General features: G+C 67.3%; 12 protein-coding genes. 2 read left to right on the forward strand and 10 right to left on the reverse strand.

Features of this window, described 5'->3' with window-relative positions:
* Nucleotides 1-15 precede the first annotated feature (15 nt).
* From MRAB57_RS07395 to MRAB57_RS07420, 6 genes are all read right to left on the reverse strand, one after another.
* Complete coding sequence (locus MRAB57_RS07395; protein ID WP_157900565.1) at nucleotides 16-1278, reverse strand: DUF4878 domain-containing protein; 1263 nt, start codon at nucleotides 1276-1278, stop codon at nucleotides 16-18.
* A gap of 27 nt (nucleotides 1279-1305) precedes the next feature.
* Nucleotides 1306-2022 carry a sensor domain-containing protein gene (locus MRAB57_RS07400; RefSeq protein WP_077086994.1) on the reverse strand — a complete coding sequence of 239 codons (717 nt, stop codon included), beginning with the start codon at nucleotides 2020-2022 and terminating at the stop codon, nucleotides 1306-1308.
* Nucleotides 2022-2759: a sensor domain-containing protein gene (locus MRAB57_RS07405; protein ID WP_083743323.1), complete on the reverse strand. Its 738-nt coding sequence runs from the start codon at nucleotides 2757-2759 to the stop codon at nucleotides 2022-2024. The genes MRAB57_RS07400 and MRAB57_RS07405 overlap by 1 nt, the downstream gene beginning before the upstream one ends.
* A 453-nt stretch (nucleotides 2760-3212) precedes the next feature.
* Nucleotides 3213-3368, reverse strand: coding sequence for a hypothetical protein (locus MRAB57_RS07410; protein WP_108637898.1), 156 nt, complete (start codon nucleotides 3366-3368; stop codon nucleotides 3213-3215).
* A gap of 92 nt (nucleotides 3369-3460) precedes the next feature.
* Entirely contained in the window at nucleotides 3461-4699 is a 1239-nt protein-coding gene (locus MRAB57_RS07415) for a fatty acid desaturase family protein (RefSeq protein WP_077086995.1), read from the reverse strand.
* A gap of 9 nt (nucleotides 4700-4708) precedes the next feature.
* The gene (locus MRAB57_RS07420; RefSeq protein WP_077086996.1) at nucleotides 4709-5839 is read right to left on the reverse strand and encodes a ferredoxin reductase; all 1131 of its coding nucleotides are present in this window, start codon (nucleotides 5837-5839) and stop codon (nucleotides 4709-4711) included.
* A gap of 239 nt (nucleotides 5840-6078) precedes the next feature.
* On the opposite strand from MRAB57_RS07420, the gene MRAB57_RS07425 reads away from it, so the two are divergent.
* Both MRAB57_RS07425 and MRAB57_RS07430 read left to right on the forward strand, forming a co-directional pair.
* Nucleotides 6079-10206 carry a SpoIIE family protein phosphatase gene (locus MRAB57_RS07425; RefSeq protein ID WP_245835864.1) on the forward strand — a complete coding sequence of 1376 codons (4128 nt, stop codon included), beginning with the start codon at nucleotides 6079-6081 and terminating at the stop codon, nucleotides 10204-10206.
* Nucleotides 10206-10547 carry an STAS domain-containing protein gene (locus tag MRAB57_RS07430; protein ID WP_077086998.1) on the forward strand — a complete coding sequence of 114 codons (342 nt, stop codon included), beginning with the start codon at nucleotides 10206-10208 and terminating at the stop codon, nucleotides 10545-10547. Before MRAB57_RS07425 ends, MRAB57_RS07430 begins: the two co-directional genes overlap by 1 nt.
* A 10-nt stretch (nucleotides 10548-10557) precedes the next feature.
* Here MRAB57_RS07430 and MRAB57_RS07435 read toward each other — a convergent pair whose 3' ends face one another.
* The 4 genes from MRAB57_RS07435 to MRAB57_RS07450 form a co-directional block, all read right to left on the reverse strand.
* Nucleotides 10558-11628 (reverse strand): GGDEF domain-containing protein, encoded by a 1071-nt coding sequence (locus MRAB57_RS07435; RefSeq protein ID WP_077086999.1) that lies wholly within the window; start codon nucleotides 11626-11628, stop codon nucleotides 10558-10560.
* A gap of 184 nt (nucleotides 11629-11812) precedes the next feature.
* On the reverse strand, nucleotides 11813-12802 hold the full coding sequence (locus MRAB57_RS07440) for a glycoside hydrolase family 6 protein (protein WP_108637899.1): 990 nt from the start codon (nucleotides 12800-12802) through the stop codon (nucleotides 11813-11815).
* Between the two features lie 51 nt (nucleotides 12803-12853).
* Nucleotides 12854-13429 carry an EXPERA domain-containing protein gene (locus MRAB57_RS07445; protein WP_077087001.1) on the reverse strand — a complete coding sequence of 192 codons (576 nt, stop codon included), beginning with the start codon at nucleotides 13427-13429 and terminating at the stop codon, nucleotides 12854-12856.
* A 76-nt stretch (nucleotides 13430-13505) separates the two neighbouring features.
* A complete protein-coding gene (locus MRAB57_RS07450; RefSeq protein WP_157900566.1) occupies nucleotides 13506-14354 on the reverse strand; it encodes an SdpI family protein in 849 nt (282 codons plus the stop codon).
* Nucleotides 14355-14368: the final 14 nt, after the last annotated feature.

A 14368-nucleotide genomic window follows, 5' to 3' on the forward strand; every position in this document is an offset into this window, starting at 1 on the left:
TCATTGCGGCCTCTCTCATCGAAAGCTCAACTCGGGCGGGGTCTTTGCCATGTCGGCGGTCCCGGAGATGAATTGGGAACCACTGCCCTGTTTGGTGCCGCCGCTGGTGGTTTTCACGGTGACCGGCGCCTTGACGTCGCCGCTGAACATCAGCTGCAGCCGGTACTGGTCGAAGTTGTCGAATTTGACCGCACCGATGTCGGCGGGCCCCCACGCCACGGTGCCATCGGCCAGCCCATACGGGTCCAGGCTCATCGGGCAGCCCGGCGGGGCAAGCAGATTCGACTTTTGGCAGTTACCCATCGCCGCGGTCAACTGATCGCGTGCCGCATCGCGCCCCTTGTCCGACAGCGCGATCTCCGGCTGCAGATAGGCTTCGCTGGTCAACGTCATCTGGTCGAGCAGCAGCGGCTTGATCGTCACCTTCAGATACGGATTGGACGAGCCGGCGTCGACCCAGCCCGGGAAGACATAGGCCGGTGAGCCGCCCAACGCCTTGCCGAAAAACGTCACCGTCTTGCTGGCCGCATCCTGGCTGATCGAATTCGACGTCACCTTGATCGCCGCCGACGGCAGCTTCCACTGATTGCCGCTCTTCTTCATCGAGATGGTGGAGTCCGACGTCTTGTCGCCGAAGTTGGCGGCGACGTGCACCTGCGCGAACCCGATGCTGCCTCCCTCGTGTGAGTCGTCACCGAGGATGCGGATATTCGTGATCGGCCATTGCGCCAGTTGCTTTTTCAGCACGTCGTCGGAGAGGAACTCTTTCGACGCGGGCTGATCCGCACTGTAGGTCAGGGCCGCCTCGGCGTCCCCGCGCGCCAGCGCCTCGAGATAGCCCTTGACCACGTCGGCCGCCGAACCGCCGCCCGCCTTGCCGCCGCCACCGGAGAGGGTGATCGCCAGCACGATGCCCACCACCACGATCACCGCGCCGCCGGCGGCCAGCGTGATCCACAGCGGCTTGCGGCTTTTGCGCGGCGGCGGCGGCCACCCGGGTGGCCCGAATCCCTGCGGCGGCACCGGTCCACCGGGTCCACCAGCCGGTTGCCAACCCGGGCCGCCCTGCGGAGGTGCACCCCAACCGCCCGCGCCCGAGGAGCCCGGGGGCGGCTGCGTGCCCGGGGGTTGCTGCCCCCACGGACCGGGCGATCCGCCCTGTGGCACCCAACGATTCGCCTCGCCGGAGCCGCCCGGCTCCCAGCGACTCGACCCGCCCTGGCCGGGTCCGCCGACCGGGTTCGGGCCACCGAAGCGTCCACCCGACCAATCAGTCACAACATCCTCCGATCCAGCGGCCATCGTCTAGTGGCGCACATTGTTGGCAATCGCATTGACAAGGTCCACGGCGGTTTTCGCGGTGGCGTCCGTGGCGCAGACATAGACGTCGATCACCACGTTGGAACGCGACGAGATCGCCCTGGCACACGTCCGCCCTTCGCCACCTTCGACGGCGCTGACCACGGTGGCCATGTCGCCCACGGTCTTCGGAAATCCGATGGTGTAGTAATCGGTTTGGGACCGCGGTGGCGGCGTGGTGAAGCTGAAATGCGTATCGGCACACCGATCGAAATCCAGGCCGGTGCGCACGACGAACCGCGTGGCGGAGACGGCGTCCGGGAAGGACACCACACCCTCGTCGATATTGTGAGCCGGCCGGTCCCCCGGCTCGCCCACCTTGTGGCCGACCGCCCCCGTGAAGCCGGTGCCGTTGTAGGACGGCCATTCGGTGTTGAACACCGCCTCGGCACAGCGGGGCTCCGAGTACGTCTCGCCCGCCGGTGGCGGAATGCCTTGGTAGGGTTCGAAACTCACCATTCCGGGCGCTCCGACGATGTCGCTGACCTGCTGGTCCGACAGCAGCAACTTGGCGAGGTCGGCGGGGGCTACCTTGGGCGCCGACGCGTCGCGAGGCGCCTGCACCCTCGAGCTGCCCGTCACCGTGTTCGAGCACGCCACCGCCCCACCCGCGCAGGCAAGCAACAGCAGTGCACAACGCGCCCCCACGGTGAGTAATCCCATCACTTCACCGGGACTTTCGCAGCGATCGCGTTGGCGACCACCTCGGCCTGATCGGCGCGTCGATCGGTGCAGGACTCCACGTCGACGATTACGTTGTTGCGCGCCGTCAGCGCCCGCTCGCAGGTCCACTCGGTTTGACTGTTTTCTTCGGTGTGCGTCATCGACAGCATCCCGTCGTGGTCGCTCGCCGAGCCCATCTTGAAGAAGTCGTCGGGCGACGGAGCCTCGTCCACGAACCGCTCTTCGACGCGCCGGTTGTCACACGTGTGCCACGCCGCGACTTGCTTGCGGTAGAACGCCTCGGCGTCGAGCGGCAATGGGAAGGTGACCACGCCTTGCCAGACCTTGAACTTCGAGCCGTCACGGTCCGCCAGATATTGGGCGCGCACCGCCGTCCACCCACTGCCCTGGTAGACGGGCCCCCACGTGGCGCGAAACGTCGCCACGCAATCGTCGGCGGTCGTCTGGCTGTCACCCATCTTCGACCCCGCGTGCTTCATGACGAACTCGCCCGTGTTGAGCAACGCGCTGAGCTGTTCCGGGGGCAGTAGCAAGTGGTCGAGGGCCGCCACCGGAACGGGCGCGGCGTCGTGGCCCAAGTCGTCGGCGGCGACCGCGGTCCCGGTGGTCAGGCTCGTGCAGCCGGACAGCAGCGCGGCGACGGTGGCCACCGAGCCGTAGCAGCCGGCCCGCGCCAGCCGGCCGCCCTCCCGGCGAGCGGGCACCACCGTCGGCATCACTTGGCTTCCCCAACGTAAGACCGGTGGCGCCGCCCGCGGGCAAGCGCGGGTCGACGGCGGAAATGCCGGTCCATTGGGGGGTCCTCCCGGGTCAGCAACGTTAGGCACCTGATAAATACCCAATGCGAAACGATTACCAACGAGTAGCAATCGGCTGATCTGGCTTCAGGTCGTTGTTTCCTGACACGGTTCCAGATATACGACTGCTTCGGTATTCACCCGCGGCTTCGGCGCCATTACCGACCACACCGGTTCCCCCGTTTCTGCAGCTCATGCCGCGGCCCCCGCGTGCGGTACGGGCGAGCAGACCACCCCACCTACGGCCGATGGCTGAGGTTACCGAATATGTTGCCGTTCAAGCACCTTGCGCACGCACCGATCGGCGGCGACCAGCCCATTTGCCGGCAGGTCGCCGCCGATCCGGTCTAGCGCGTCGGGAAGCCCGGCCCGCTAAAACCAGACTTTGCGGCCGGCCACCGGGCGTCCGACTGCGCCGAGGATCCACAGGATGATCCCGATAACCACCAGGATTCCGCCGATTGTTTCCAGAATTGCCAGGCCGGTGAAGTAGCCGATCACTGCGAGGATGATTCCAAGAACGATCACGATGCGCTCCCTTTATTCAGCATTTGTCTAATTGTCCTTCAGGCTCGAATACCCCGCCTCGGGTGCCTCCAATCGAGGCGCGCTCATTTCGGTCATTTCGTTGCAACGGCTCCGCCCTGTACTTCGCGAAGTGCGGTGCGCAAGCCGCGGCGGCGCCCGGTGGCAGGGTCGACGCCGAAGCTTTCCCGCAAGCCGTCCCGGATGCGGAATTTCAGTTCCGAATTGGTCTCCGGCGCGTCGTCACTGGTGCCGCTCAGCAGCTTGTCGGGGAGCGCCAGCTTCAGGATCGTCCAGAACGACTGCCAGTACTGCCGCGGCAGCGAACCCGTCGTGTACGGCAGGTCGTACTTCTCGCACAACTCCTTGACCCGCACGCTGATCTCGGCGTAGCGGTTGCTCGGCAGGTCCGGGAACAAGTGATGCTCGATCTGGTAGCAGAGGTTGCCGCTCATGAACGCAAGCACCGGGCCGGCGTGGAAGTTGGCCGAGGCGAGCATCTGCCGCAGGTACCACTCGCCCTGCGTTTCGTCCTCGAACTCCTCCTGGGTGAATTTCTCTGCTCCGTCCGGGAAGTGCCCGCAGAAGATGACCATGTACGACCAGTAGTTGCGGATGAGGTTCGCGACCGCGTTCGCGCGCAGCGTGTGCTTCCAGTTCCGTCCGGCCAGGGCGGGGAACACGACGTAGTCCTTGCCGACCTGCCTGCCGACCTTCTTGCCGATGATGCGTAGGTCTTTACGAACCTCGGCCATCGACTTCTCGTGTTTGCGGACGTGCGACAGCTCGAGGCCGTGGGCGGCGACGCCCCACTCGAACAGGGTGCCGAGAAGCAGGTTGTAGATCGGGTTCCCGATCATCCACCGCGCCCACGGTTCGTCGCGGGTGACCCGCATGATCCCGTAGCCCACGTCGTCGTCCATGCCGACCACGTTGGTGTACTTGTGGTGGATGAAGTTATGCGACTTCTTCCAGTGCGCGCTCGGCGAGGTGGTGTCCCACTCCCACTCGGTCGAGTGAATCTCGGGGTCATTCATCCAGTCCCATTGACCGTGAATGATGTTGTGCCCCAGCTCCATGTTCTCGATGATCTTGCCGGCGCCCAGCATCGCGGTGCCCGCGATCCAGGCGTACCTGTTTCGGCTCGCCATCAGCACGACCCGGCTGCCGACCACCAGGGCGCGCTGCAGTTGGATGGCGCGGCGGATGTAGCGGGCGTCGCGCTCGCCGCGGGATTCCTCGATGTCCGTGCGGATCGCGTCGAGTTCGTGGGCTAACGCATCGACATCCTCGGGGGTGAGGTGCGCGTACTCCTTCACATTGGTGATTGCCATGTTTGTCTCCTAGATCTTGAGGGTGCAGTCGCCGGATGCGGTGGACACACAGGTGTTGATGCGGTCGCCCGCTCCGCGTTCGTCGCCGGAGCGAAAGTCGCGGACATGTCCGGATTCCAGTGGCAGCACGCATGTTTGGCAGATGCCCATCCGGCAGCCGAACGGCATCTGAATGCCTACCTTCTCGCCCGCCTCCAACAGCGAGGTGGCGCCGTCAATCTCGATCGTTTTGTCCGAGATAGCGAAAGTCACCGTGCCGCCCTCGCCGCCCTTGTCGGTCCGGTCGATCGTGAAACGCTCGATGTGCAGTTCGTCGTCCAATCCCGCTTCTTGCCAAACCTTCTCGACGGTGTCGAGCATCTCGCTGGGACCGCACGCCCAGGTTGGCCTGCTCTTCCAGTCCGGGGCGACCTCGTGCAGCTGCTCGAAATCGAAACGACCGTCCGTACCGGTGAGGTGCAGATGCAGCCGATAGCTGGGGTGGTCTCGCTCCAGCGCCCGCAGCTCGTCGCGGAAGATCACGTCGTCCTCCGACGGCGCGGAGTGGACGTGCACGATGTCGGGGGTCTGCCGGCGGCCCGCCAGCGCCCGCAGCATCGCGATCAGCGGGGTGATCCCGCTGCCGGCGCTGACGAACAGGATCTTCTCCGGCGGCGGGTCAGGCAGCGCGAACTCACCCTTCGGCGTCGCCAGCCGCACGATCGTTCCGGGCTGCACGCCGTTCACCAGATGCGACGACAGGAAGCCCTCCGGCGTCGCCTTCACCGTGATCGTGATGTGCCTCGCGTCGCGCTGCGGCACCGAAGTCAGCGAGTAGGAGCGCCAGTGCCACCGGCCGTCCACGCGTAGCCCGATGCCGACGTACTGGCCCGGCCGGTACTGGCCGGTGAAGCCCCACCCCGGCTTGATCGTCACCGTCGCCGAGTCTTCGGTCTCCGTCCGCACGTCGACGACTTCGCCGCGAAGCTCGCGCGCGGTCCACAGCGGGTTGAGCATTTTGAGGTAGTCGTCGGGAAGCAACGGAGTCGTCGCGCGGGCGGCCAACCCGCGCAGGATGTTCACCTTCGGACTGAGCTTCGTCTCGACGTTCTTCGCCGGCTTGATACTCCACGACGCGAGGTCTCGAAACGTCATAGGCATCGGGCATCACCCGCCACGGCTAATTTCTCCACATTCGGGCAGTACCCCTGGGTGAAAAGGCTCACACTCGCAATCTGCTGCGGGTCCCTCGGGCATCCCTTGGCGATGCCTGGCAAAAAGTGTTCGACGAAAACCCGGCGTCGCGAACCAGCTGGGTGGTTCTCTTGACGTAGCGATGCTGACCCGCCAGGTCGGCATCGTTGCATGTCCCGGGCCAGACGAACGCGAGGGGAGGGTCAGTGGTCTTCCGTGCAGACCAGGAGATCGGCCGCGATCTGACTGCGGTCGACTGGACGTCGACTCCCCTGGGGCCGGTGGACGGCTGGCCGCAGAGTCTTCGCACGGCGGTGAACATCCTGCTCGCGTCGCGGTTTTCGATGTGGATGGGATGGGGTCCCGAGCTGACGTTCTTCTGCAACGGCGCGTACCGCCGCGACACTCTGGGCCACAAGTACCCCTGGGCGCTGGGCCGCCCGGCACGTGAAGTGTGGGCGGAGATCTGGGGCGACATCGGCCCGCGCATCGAGCGCGTCATGTCCACCGGCGAGGCGACGTGGGACGAGGCGCTGCTGCTCATCCTGGAACGGTCGGGCTACCCCGAGGAGAGCTACCACACCTTCTCCTACAGCCCGCTGCGCGACGAGGAGGCCCGCATCGTCGGCATGCTGTGCGTGGTCAGCGAGGAAACCGACCGCGTGATCGCCGAGCGCCGGATGGCGACGCTGCGCGAGCTGGGCTCGGATCCCAGCGTGGTGCGCACCGAGCGGCAGATGCTCGACTTCGCCGCCGGCCAGCTCGCCAAGAATCTCTACGACCTGCCATTCACCCTCACTTACCTGTTCGGCGACGACGGCGACGCCCGCCTTGCCGGGGTCAGCGGCATTGAGCGGGGGCATCCGGCGGCACCCGAGGTCCTGCCGGGCGACGGCCCTTCGGTGTGGCCGTTGGACAAGGCCGCGCGTGGTGAGGCCGAGCTGATCGATCTCGACGGTGCTGGACGGCAGCTGCCCACCGGTGCCTGGCCCGAGCCGCCCCGTCAAGCGATCGTCGTCCCGCTGTTGCAGCAGGGCGCCTCGCCGCTCGGGCTTATGGTCGCCGCGCTGAACCGGCACCGCGGACTCGACGACGGCTACCGCGGATTCGTCGAACTGGTGGCCACGCACATCGCCGCAGGCGTGGGTAGTGCCCGCAGCTACCACGCTCAACAGCAGCGCGCCGAGGACCTGGCCGAACTCGACCGGGCCAAGACCGCGTTCTTCTCCAACGTCAGCCACGAATTCCGCACCCCGCTCACCCTGATCCTCGGGCCGGTCGAGGAATTACGAAGCCGCACAACGGGTATCGACGATCATGCCCGCGAGGAGCTGGAGCTCATCCACCGCAACGGGCTGCGGCTGGCCAAGCTGGTGAACACGCTGCTGGACTTCTCGCGCATCCAGGCGGGCCGGGTGCGTGCACGATTCGAGCCCGTCGACCTGTCGACGATGACCGGCGAACTGGCCAGCATCTTCCGCTCCGCGATCGACCAGGCCGGCCTGACGCTCGTCGTGGACTGCCCGCCGCTTGACCCGCCGGTACACCTGGACCGCGAGATGTGGGAAAAGGTCGTGCTCAACTTGCTCTCCAACGCGTTGAAGTTCACCTTCGAGGGCACCATCACGGTCCGGGTAAGACGCGAGAACACCGAAGCCGTTGTCACCGTGGCCGATACCGGCATCGGGGTGCCTACCGCCGAGATCCCCCGGCTCTTCGAACGTTTTCAACGCATCGACTCCGCGCGCTCGCGATCTACCGAAGGCAGCGGCATCGGGCTCGCTCTGGTCAAGGAGCTCGTCGGGCTGCACGGGGGAACCATCACCGCTGAGAGCGAGGAGGGCACCGGCACCACGTTCAGCGTGCGGCTGCCCTTCGGGACGGCTCACCTGCCGCCCGATCAGCTCGTCGAACCCCAAGGCGCACAATCGATCGCCGGCGCGATCGCCCAACCGTACGTGCAAGAGGCCCTGCGCTGGCTTCCGGCGGACGCCACCACCGCGCCGGACACCAGCACCGCGGCCACCATGACGGCGATCACCCCCGCCAACGGCGGCAGCGAACGCGTCCGCGTGCTGGTTGCCGACGACAACGCCGACATGCGCGACTACCTGTGCCATCTGTTGCGGACCGCGGGCTACGAGGTCGACGAGGTAGCGGATGGCCGGCAGGCGCTGGATGCCATTCACGCGCACGCCCCCGATCTGCTGATCAGCGACGTGATGATGCCCGGCCTGGACGGGCTGCAACTGCTCACCGCGCTGCGGCGCGACCCGCGCACCGCTGCCCTGCCGGTGCTGCTGCTGTCGGCGCGCGCCGGGCCCGCCGCCTCGATCGAGGGCCTGCTGGCCGGCGCCGACGACTACCTCGTCAAGCCGTTCGCCGCCGCCGAACTTCTCGCCCGGGCCCGCGCCACCGTCGAACTGGCGCGGCTGCGCAACCGGCACGCCCGATGGCGCACCGCACTCGTGGACTCGCTACAGGAAGCGTTCTTCGTCTGCGACGGCCGCGGGGCGGTCATCGAGATCAACGCCGCCTTCGCCGACATCCTCGGCTACGGCTCGGACGAGTTGCCCTACGAGCCCGACCATCCGTGGTGGCCCGATGCCGGCACCGCCCCCGAGGGTCACCGCCAGGCCGCCGAGGCGTTCGGCGGGCTGGGGGGTCAGGGCCGCGGCGTCTACACCGTTCCGGTCGCCCACCGCGACGGCCATCGGCTGTGGGTCACGGTCAGCGTCAACAACGCCGCCGACCCCGACTCCGGGCAGCAGGTGACGGTCGGCACCTTCCGCGACGTCACGGCCGAGCATTACATGGTGCAACGCCAGACGGCGCTGGCCGCTCTCAATCAGCAACTGGCCCAAGCCGATACGCTCGACGACGCGCTGCACGGGGCGGCCGAGGTGCTGTTGCGGGTCTGGCAGGGCCGCCGCGTCTTGGCGGTGACTTTTCCGACCGCCGCGGAATCGCTTCCGCCGGGGCTGGTTGGCGCAGGCGCCGCCGTCGAGTGGGCCGACCTGTCGCCGCACCAACGGCAGCTGATCGAGTCGGTGCGCGACGCCGACCTACTGACCACCGTCACCGGGGAGGCGGGCGAGGCGGGCATCGCGCTGCAGCACCCCCAGGGCGTACTCGTCGTCTGGGTCGAGCTGGCCGAGCAACGGCCATTCACCCAGGAGGACCACACGCTGCTGACCGTGCTGGCCGGCCGACTCGGTCAGGGCCTGCACCGCGTCTACCAGCTGGACTCGCAGCGGGAAACCGCTCTGGCCCTGCAGCACGCCATGCTCGACCCGGCGGGCCTGCCCGGCGGCTTCACGGTGCGTTACCACCCCGCAGGACGCCCGCTGCAGGTCGGCGGCGACTGGTACGACGTCGTCGATCTCGACGACGGACGCGTCGCGCTGATCGTCGGCGACTGTGTCGGTCACGGCCTGGCGGCCGCTACGGTGATGGGCCAGCTGCGCAGCGCCTGCCGTGCGCTGCTCCTCGAGCAGTCCAGCCCCCGGGCAACGCTCGCGGGCCTGGACCGGTTCGCCGCGCGGCTCTCCGGCGCACGCTGCACCACCGCGTTCTGCGCGGTGCTCACGCCCAACTCCGGTGAACTCGTCTACTCCAACGCCGGACATCCGCCGCCGATCATGGTCTACGCCGACGGGACCAGTGTCCCGCTGGACGGCGGACACGGGCTGCCCCTGGCGCTTCGGCTCGACTGGGTGCGCCCGGAGGCCCGGGTCACCATGCCGGCGCGCTCGACGCTGCTGCTCTACACCGACGGCCTGGTCGAACGCCGAGGTATCTCGATCGACGACGGGATGGAGCGCGCCGCCGAGCTGGTCCAGGGCGGCCGCTCGCAGTCGCTCGACGAGGTGGCCGACCACCTGATGGCGCGGCTCGAGCCCGAGGGCGGCTATCTCGACGACGTGGCCATCCTGCTGTACCGGCACCCCGGGCCGTTCCAGATGACGTTCGCCGCCGACGTCAACCAGCTCGGGCCCAGCCGTGCGGCCCTGCAGAGCTGGCTGAAACGGGCGGGCGTCGACCGCGATCAGATCCTCGACGTGCTCATCGCCAGCGGCGAGGCCGTCGCCAACGCCATCGAACACGGGCACCGTGACGGTTCCGTGGGCGGCACCATTTCGATCCAGGCCACCATGCACGTCGACCGGCTGCACGTGACCATCTCGGACACCGGCACCTGGAAGGACCCGAGCACGGACGACGAGGTCAGCCGTGGCCGGGGTATCGCCCTGATGAGGGGCTTAATGGAGCATTTCGCCATTCAGCCGAGCGACACCGGAACTACAGTGCATATGTACACAAGGATCACATGATGGCCCCTGCACTGACTCTGAACACCGACCGTGGCGCCGACGGCACGCCACGGGTGGTCGTGGCGGGCGAGATCGATCTCAGCAATACCGCGGAGCTGACCCGCGCGCTCATCGACGCCAGGGCGGGCTCCCGCGCGCCGATGACCGTCGACCTCAGCGCGGTCAAGTACATCGACAGCGCCGGCATCAACGTCCTGTTCGATCACGCCGAGGAAATCGACCGGCTGCACGTCATCGTTCACCCGTTGCTGTTTCGGGTCCTCACGATCAGCGGCCTGAGCAAGATCGCGATCGTCGAATCCGCGGATCCACCGCTGGACGGACACGGCCCGGGCTCGTAGCTTTCCATGGCTAGGCGCCGACGGTGTGGTGAACCTGGTTCCCGCCGCGCCGCTTAGCGGAATACATTGCGCCGTCGGCGATTTCGATCAACTCTTCCACCAGCCATACCGCGTCGGGCCCAGCCAGGCGGTGAATCTCGGTGCTCGCGGTGCCGATGCTGGCCGTGATCTTCGGGATGAGTTCGGCCACGGCGCTGCAGAATTGCGCGGTCAGCGGTCGCACGTCCGGCGTCACGGTCGTCATCGCAACCAGGAACTCCTCGCCACCGGCACGGCAGACTACCGCATCGGCGGGGGCGTGCTCGTGCAGCAGTTCGGCCACCGCCCGCAGGACGCGGTCGCCGGTGACGTGACCGTGCGTGTCGTTGATGCGCTTGAAGTTGTCGAGGTCGACCATCACGACCGCGAGATGAGCGTGGGCCGGCAGCGGATTCGCCAGCCGATTACTGACCGCGTCGGTGAAGGCCCGCCGGTTCAGCAGCCCGGTGAGCGCGTCCTTTTCCGACCGCTCGACATACATGCCCATCGTCTTCGCCATTCCCCAAATGCCCAGGGGCACGGTGATATTCAGGAATACATTGATCCAGAACGCGGAGGCCGCCGTGGCCAGGTTGACCTCATGCGCCAACCGGAACACCGCGGTGGCGGCGACCGCCAAAGCCACCGCGCCATTGAACAGCAGCAGCTTGGGGCCGTGGAAGAACGCGATGTAGCCGCCGGGGATTGCCATCGCGGTGGCGGCGAGGGCGGCGAGGGCGGCGGTCGGTTGCACCAGGCTCCACCCGCCGACACCCAACGCGCCCAGCGTCACGCCGACGTGGGACTGCAGGCGAGTGGGCCAGCGCGTCACCAACAAAGCCGTCACTGCGAGGGTGATGGTGGCGGCAACGACGCCGATGGTCAGCTCGACGGCGCTTGGATCGCCCTGGCTCGGCAACACCGTCAGCGGTACCAACGCCGACGAACCAGCGAGGGCGGCTAGACCCATCCGCGCCGAACGCAGCATTCCGCGTTGCTGCAGGAACGCGGTGATCCACTCGTACTGATCGGGTTGGACCCACCACGTCTTCAGCCACGACATCGGTCAGCGGACCCCCGCGGCGCGGTGGACCGATTCGGCAGTGCCGGGCGCACACGGATGCGCCGGACGTACTTCCACCGAATCGGCACCCTTCATGACCCGCCCCGACCCTATTTTGCGCGTGTACAAAAATGGTACTCCGCTGGTAGGGCGGATTTGCGCGGGCGGCGCGCCGAGCGCGCTACTAACCCGCCCGGTGGGCCAGGTCGATGGCGTACTGATTCACGAAGGTGCCCGCCGGCGGATCGCCCTTGCCGCACGACCCGTCGGATTCACCAGGACGCTTGATCCATAGGTAGGCGTCGGCGTGTGCGCCCGCGGTGTTCGCGGTCGGCGGCGGCCCCAGCGCCCGGCCGCTGGGGTTGCACCAGTTGAGTTCGGCGTCGGGCGCGGGGCCGGCGCCGTTGCGCGACGTGTCCACCACGTAGTGCGCGCCGTTTGTCAGGCCCGAAATCGCTTCGCCGTAACCGATTTCGTCGTCGGTGGTGAAGAAGTTCGCGGTATTGACGCTGAAGCCCCGCGCGTGGCCCACCCCAGCCTGGTTGAGCCGGGCGGCCATGTCCTCGGCGCTGTGCCAGCGCAGGTGGCCGGCGTCGACGTACACGGCCGCGTTGGGGTCGCGGGTCAGCGTGTCGACGGCGTAGCGAATCAGGTCGAAGCGCTCCTGGCGCGCGTCGCCCGACAGACAGTCGGCCATCGCCAGCGCATCGGGTTCGACGACGATCGCCACCCGCGAGGCGCCCACGCCGGCCGCGATGCCGTCGATCCACGAGCGGTAGGCGTCGCCCGACCCCATGCCGCCCGCGGCGAAGCTGCCGCAGTCGCGGTGCGGGATTCCGTAGAGCGTCAGGACCGGGATCGCACCGGCGGCGTTCGCGTCGCCGACATACTTCCCGCCCGTGCCCGCCGAGCCGCCCGGGACGATCCAGTACGCCTGGGGCGTGTTGGCGATGGCCGTCAGCTCGGGGCTCGGCGGGTCGGCGCTCTGCGCGGCGCGCATGGCCGCCGACCCGGGGTTGACGTAGAACGGCGCTCCGGCCAACGGGTTACCGTCGCTGGCCAGGCGCACCGCCGGGGCGGGCCCCACCTGCAGCGTGCCCAGGCATGCAACGACGGCAGCGGTCAGGACGGGCGCGATCCACCGCGCGAGCGCGCGAGCAGCTGAGGACATCACTCAGGCAAATTAGCGCCTCGCGGAATCGGGGGCGAATCGCGGGTGGTCAGTTCAGCGTCTACTGAAGGGGTGCGGCCGCCACATGCGCGCGACCAGTAGCAGCGGGACGACCATGTAGGGCACGTTGAACATCAGCACTCTCGGCACATCGGTGAACGTGTAATCAAAGCCGGTGTACGCGGCGCCGCAGACCGTCTTGAACAACGGAGCATCCCCGGCGAATCCGACAACGAGCACGAGAAACGTTGTCTCCACGACCATTCCCGCATAGAAGACCGCAGGTAGCCGAATCCAGTCACGCCCCCTGACGAAGGCGTAGACCAGCACGACGTAAAACGAGCCGAATACCAGCGCCGAGACCCCCGCACTGGCCTGCATGAAACGAGGATTGGTTACCAGCAGCGGGTCGGCACCCTCGGCGTAGACGTGATAGACGAGCCGGGCCAAGAAGTAATGCGAATTCGGATCCGGCCTGAAGAGCAGATTGACCAGGTCACCGGAGAACGATGTCGACGCGAACAGAATGAACGCCGCGATGAAGAACCAGTCGTAGCGCCGTTCGCTGAGCGGCGTGGGCTCGCGCCCATGCGTGACCGCATCATCAGACGCAGGGGAAGAAACCGTCATGCGCCGATGTTAGACCGTAATTGCCCTTGCCGTAAGCCTTACAGTTGGCGCGTCATTATCGGCGTCAAGACGCCTCTCAACAGGTGATCGCGCGGGCCACGCTGTCGGCGTGGATGCCGGCGGCGATCACGAAGGGAAGCGCGACAAGCACGGTTCCTGGGGCCAGCACTAAAAAGTCCTGTGGCGGGCGACGCTGCATCGCCGCCCGGACAAAGACCACCATGCTCAAGATCAGGACCGGTCCGTAGCCGAACAGCATCCAGTCGAACCCCGCCTTCTGCGAGGCGTACCACCGCGGCCAGCACGCGAGGGTGGTCGCGTCGCGCATCCCGACGTGGTCTGCCGGTACCAACTGCTGATGCTGAGCCAAGACGTAGCCATAAACGATCGTTCCCAGGATGAACAGCGTCAGGCCGCAGGCGACTGCGGCGCAGACCCACGCGACGACCGTCTTCTGCCGATCCGATAGCGGCTTGGTGGGGACCGCTATGACGGCCGGCTGCGCCACGGCGCTCGGTGGCCGCGCGCGGTGTCCGGCGTCGTGGTCGACGGCGTCGGCGGCCTTGCCGGCCTTGAAGGAGGTCCAGGTCATCAGGATGGCGATGACAAAGAAGCCGGCGCCGCCGATGAAGGCGACGACGAGTCGCCAGCCGTGCCAGGCCGCGGCGAACAGACCCGCGCCCATGATCGCGTTGAAGAGGACGTACACCGGCGCCGAGCGGATCGCGACACGGTCCGCGGCCTCCCACGCCTGCCGACTGCGCTGCGGCATCGGAAGCCGGATGCCCACATAAGCGTTGCGGTCCAGCGTGCCCCGCGCCGCGCGCCGGTAGTTGGCGACCATCAAAACGCTCATGAGGACAAGGAGGAGCTCCAGGCATGCCGCCCAGAAGATGGCCTGCCCCTGTATCGCTGCCGGACTCATCCGTCCCCCGTCGT

The sequence above is a fragment of the Mycobacterium rhizamassiliense genome, assembly GCF_900157375.1.
Lineage (GTDB): Bacteria > Actinomycetota > Actinomycetes > Mycobacteriales > Mycobacteriaceae > Mycobacterium > Mycobacterium rhizamassiliense.

Excerpts from the sequence above, each read along its gene's own strand:
- MRAB57_RS07430 (WP_077086998.1), top strand. The coding sequence starts at position 10,206 with ATGGCCCCTGCACTGACTCTGAACACCGACCGTGGCGCCGACGGCACG.
- MRAB57_RS07450 (WP_157900566.1), bottom strand. The coding sequence starts at position 14,354 with ATGAGTCCGGCAGCGATACAGGGGCAGGCCATCTTCTGGGCGGCATGC.
- MRAB57_RS07420 (WP_077086996.1), bottom strand. The coding sequence starts at position 5,839 with ATGCCTATGACGTTTCGAGACCTCGCGTCGTGGAGTATCAAGCCGGCG.
- MRAB57_RS07445 (WP_077087001.1), bottom strand. The coding sequence starts at position 13,429 with ATGACGGTTTCTTCCCCTGCGTCTGATGATGCGGTCACGCATGGGCGC.
- MRAB57_RS07405 (WP_083743323.1), bottom strand. The coding sequence starts at position 2,759 with ATGCCGACGGTGGTGCCCGCTCGCCGGGAGGGCGGCCGGCTGGCGCGG.
- MRAB57_RS07415 (WP_077086995.1), bottom strand. The coding sequence starts at position 4,699 with ATGGCAATCACCAATGTGAAGGAGTACGCGCACCTCACCCCCGAGGAT.
- MRAB57_RS07400 (WP_077086994.1), bottom strand. The coding sequence starts at position 2,022 with ATGGGATTACTCACCGTGGGGGCGCGTTGTGCACTGCTGTTGCTTGCC.
- MRAB57_RS07435 (WP_077086999.1), bottom strand. The coding sequence starts at position 11,628 with ATGTCGTGGCTGAAGACGTGGTGGGTCCAACCCGATCAGTACGAGTGG.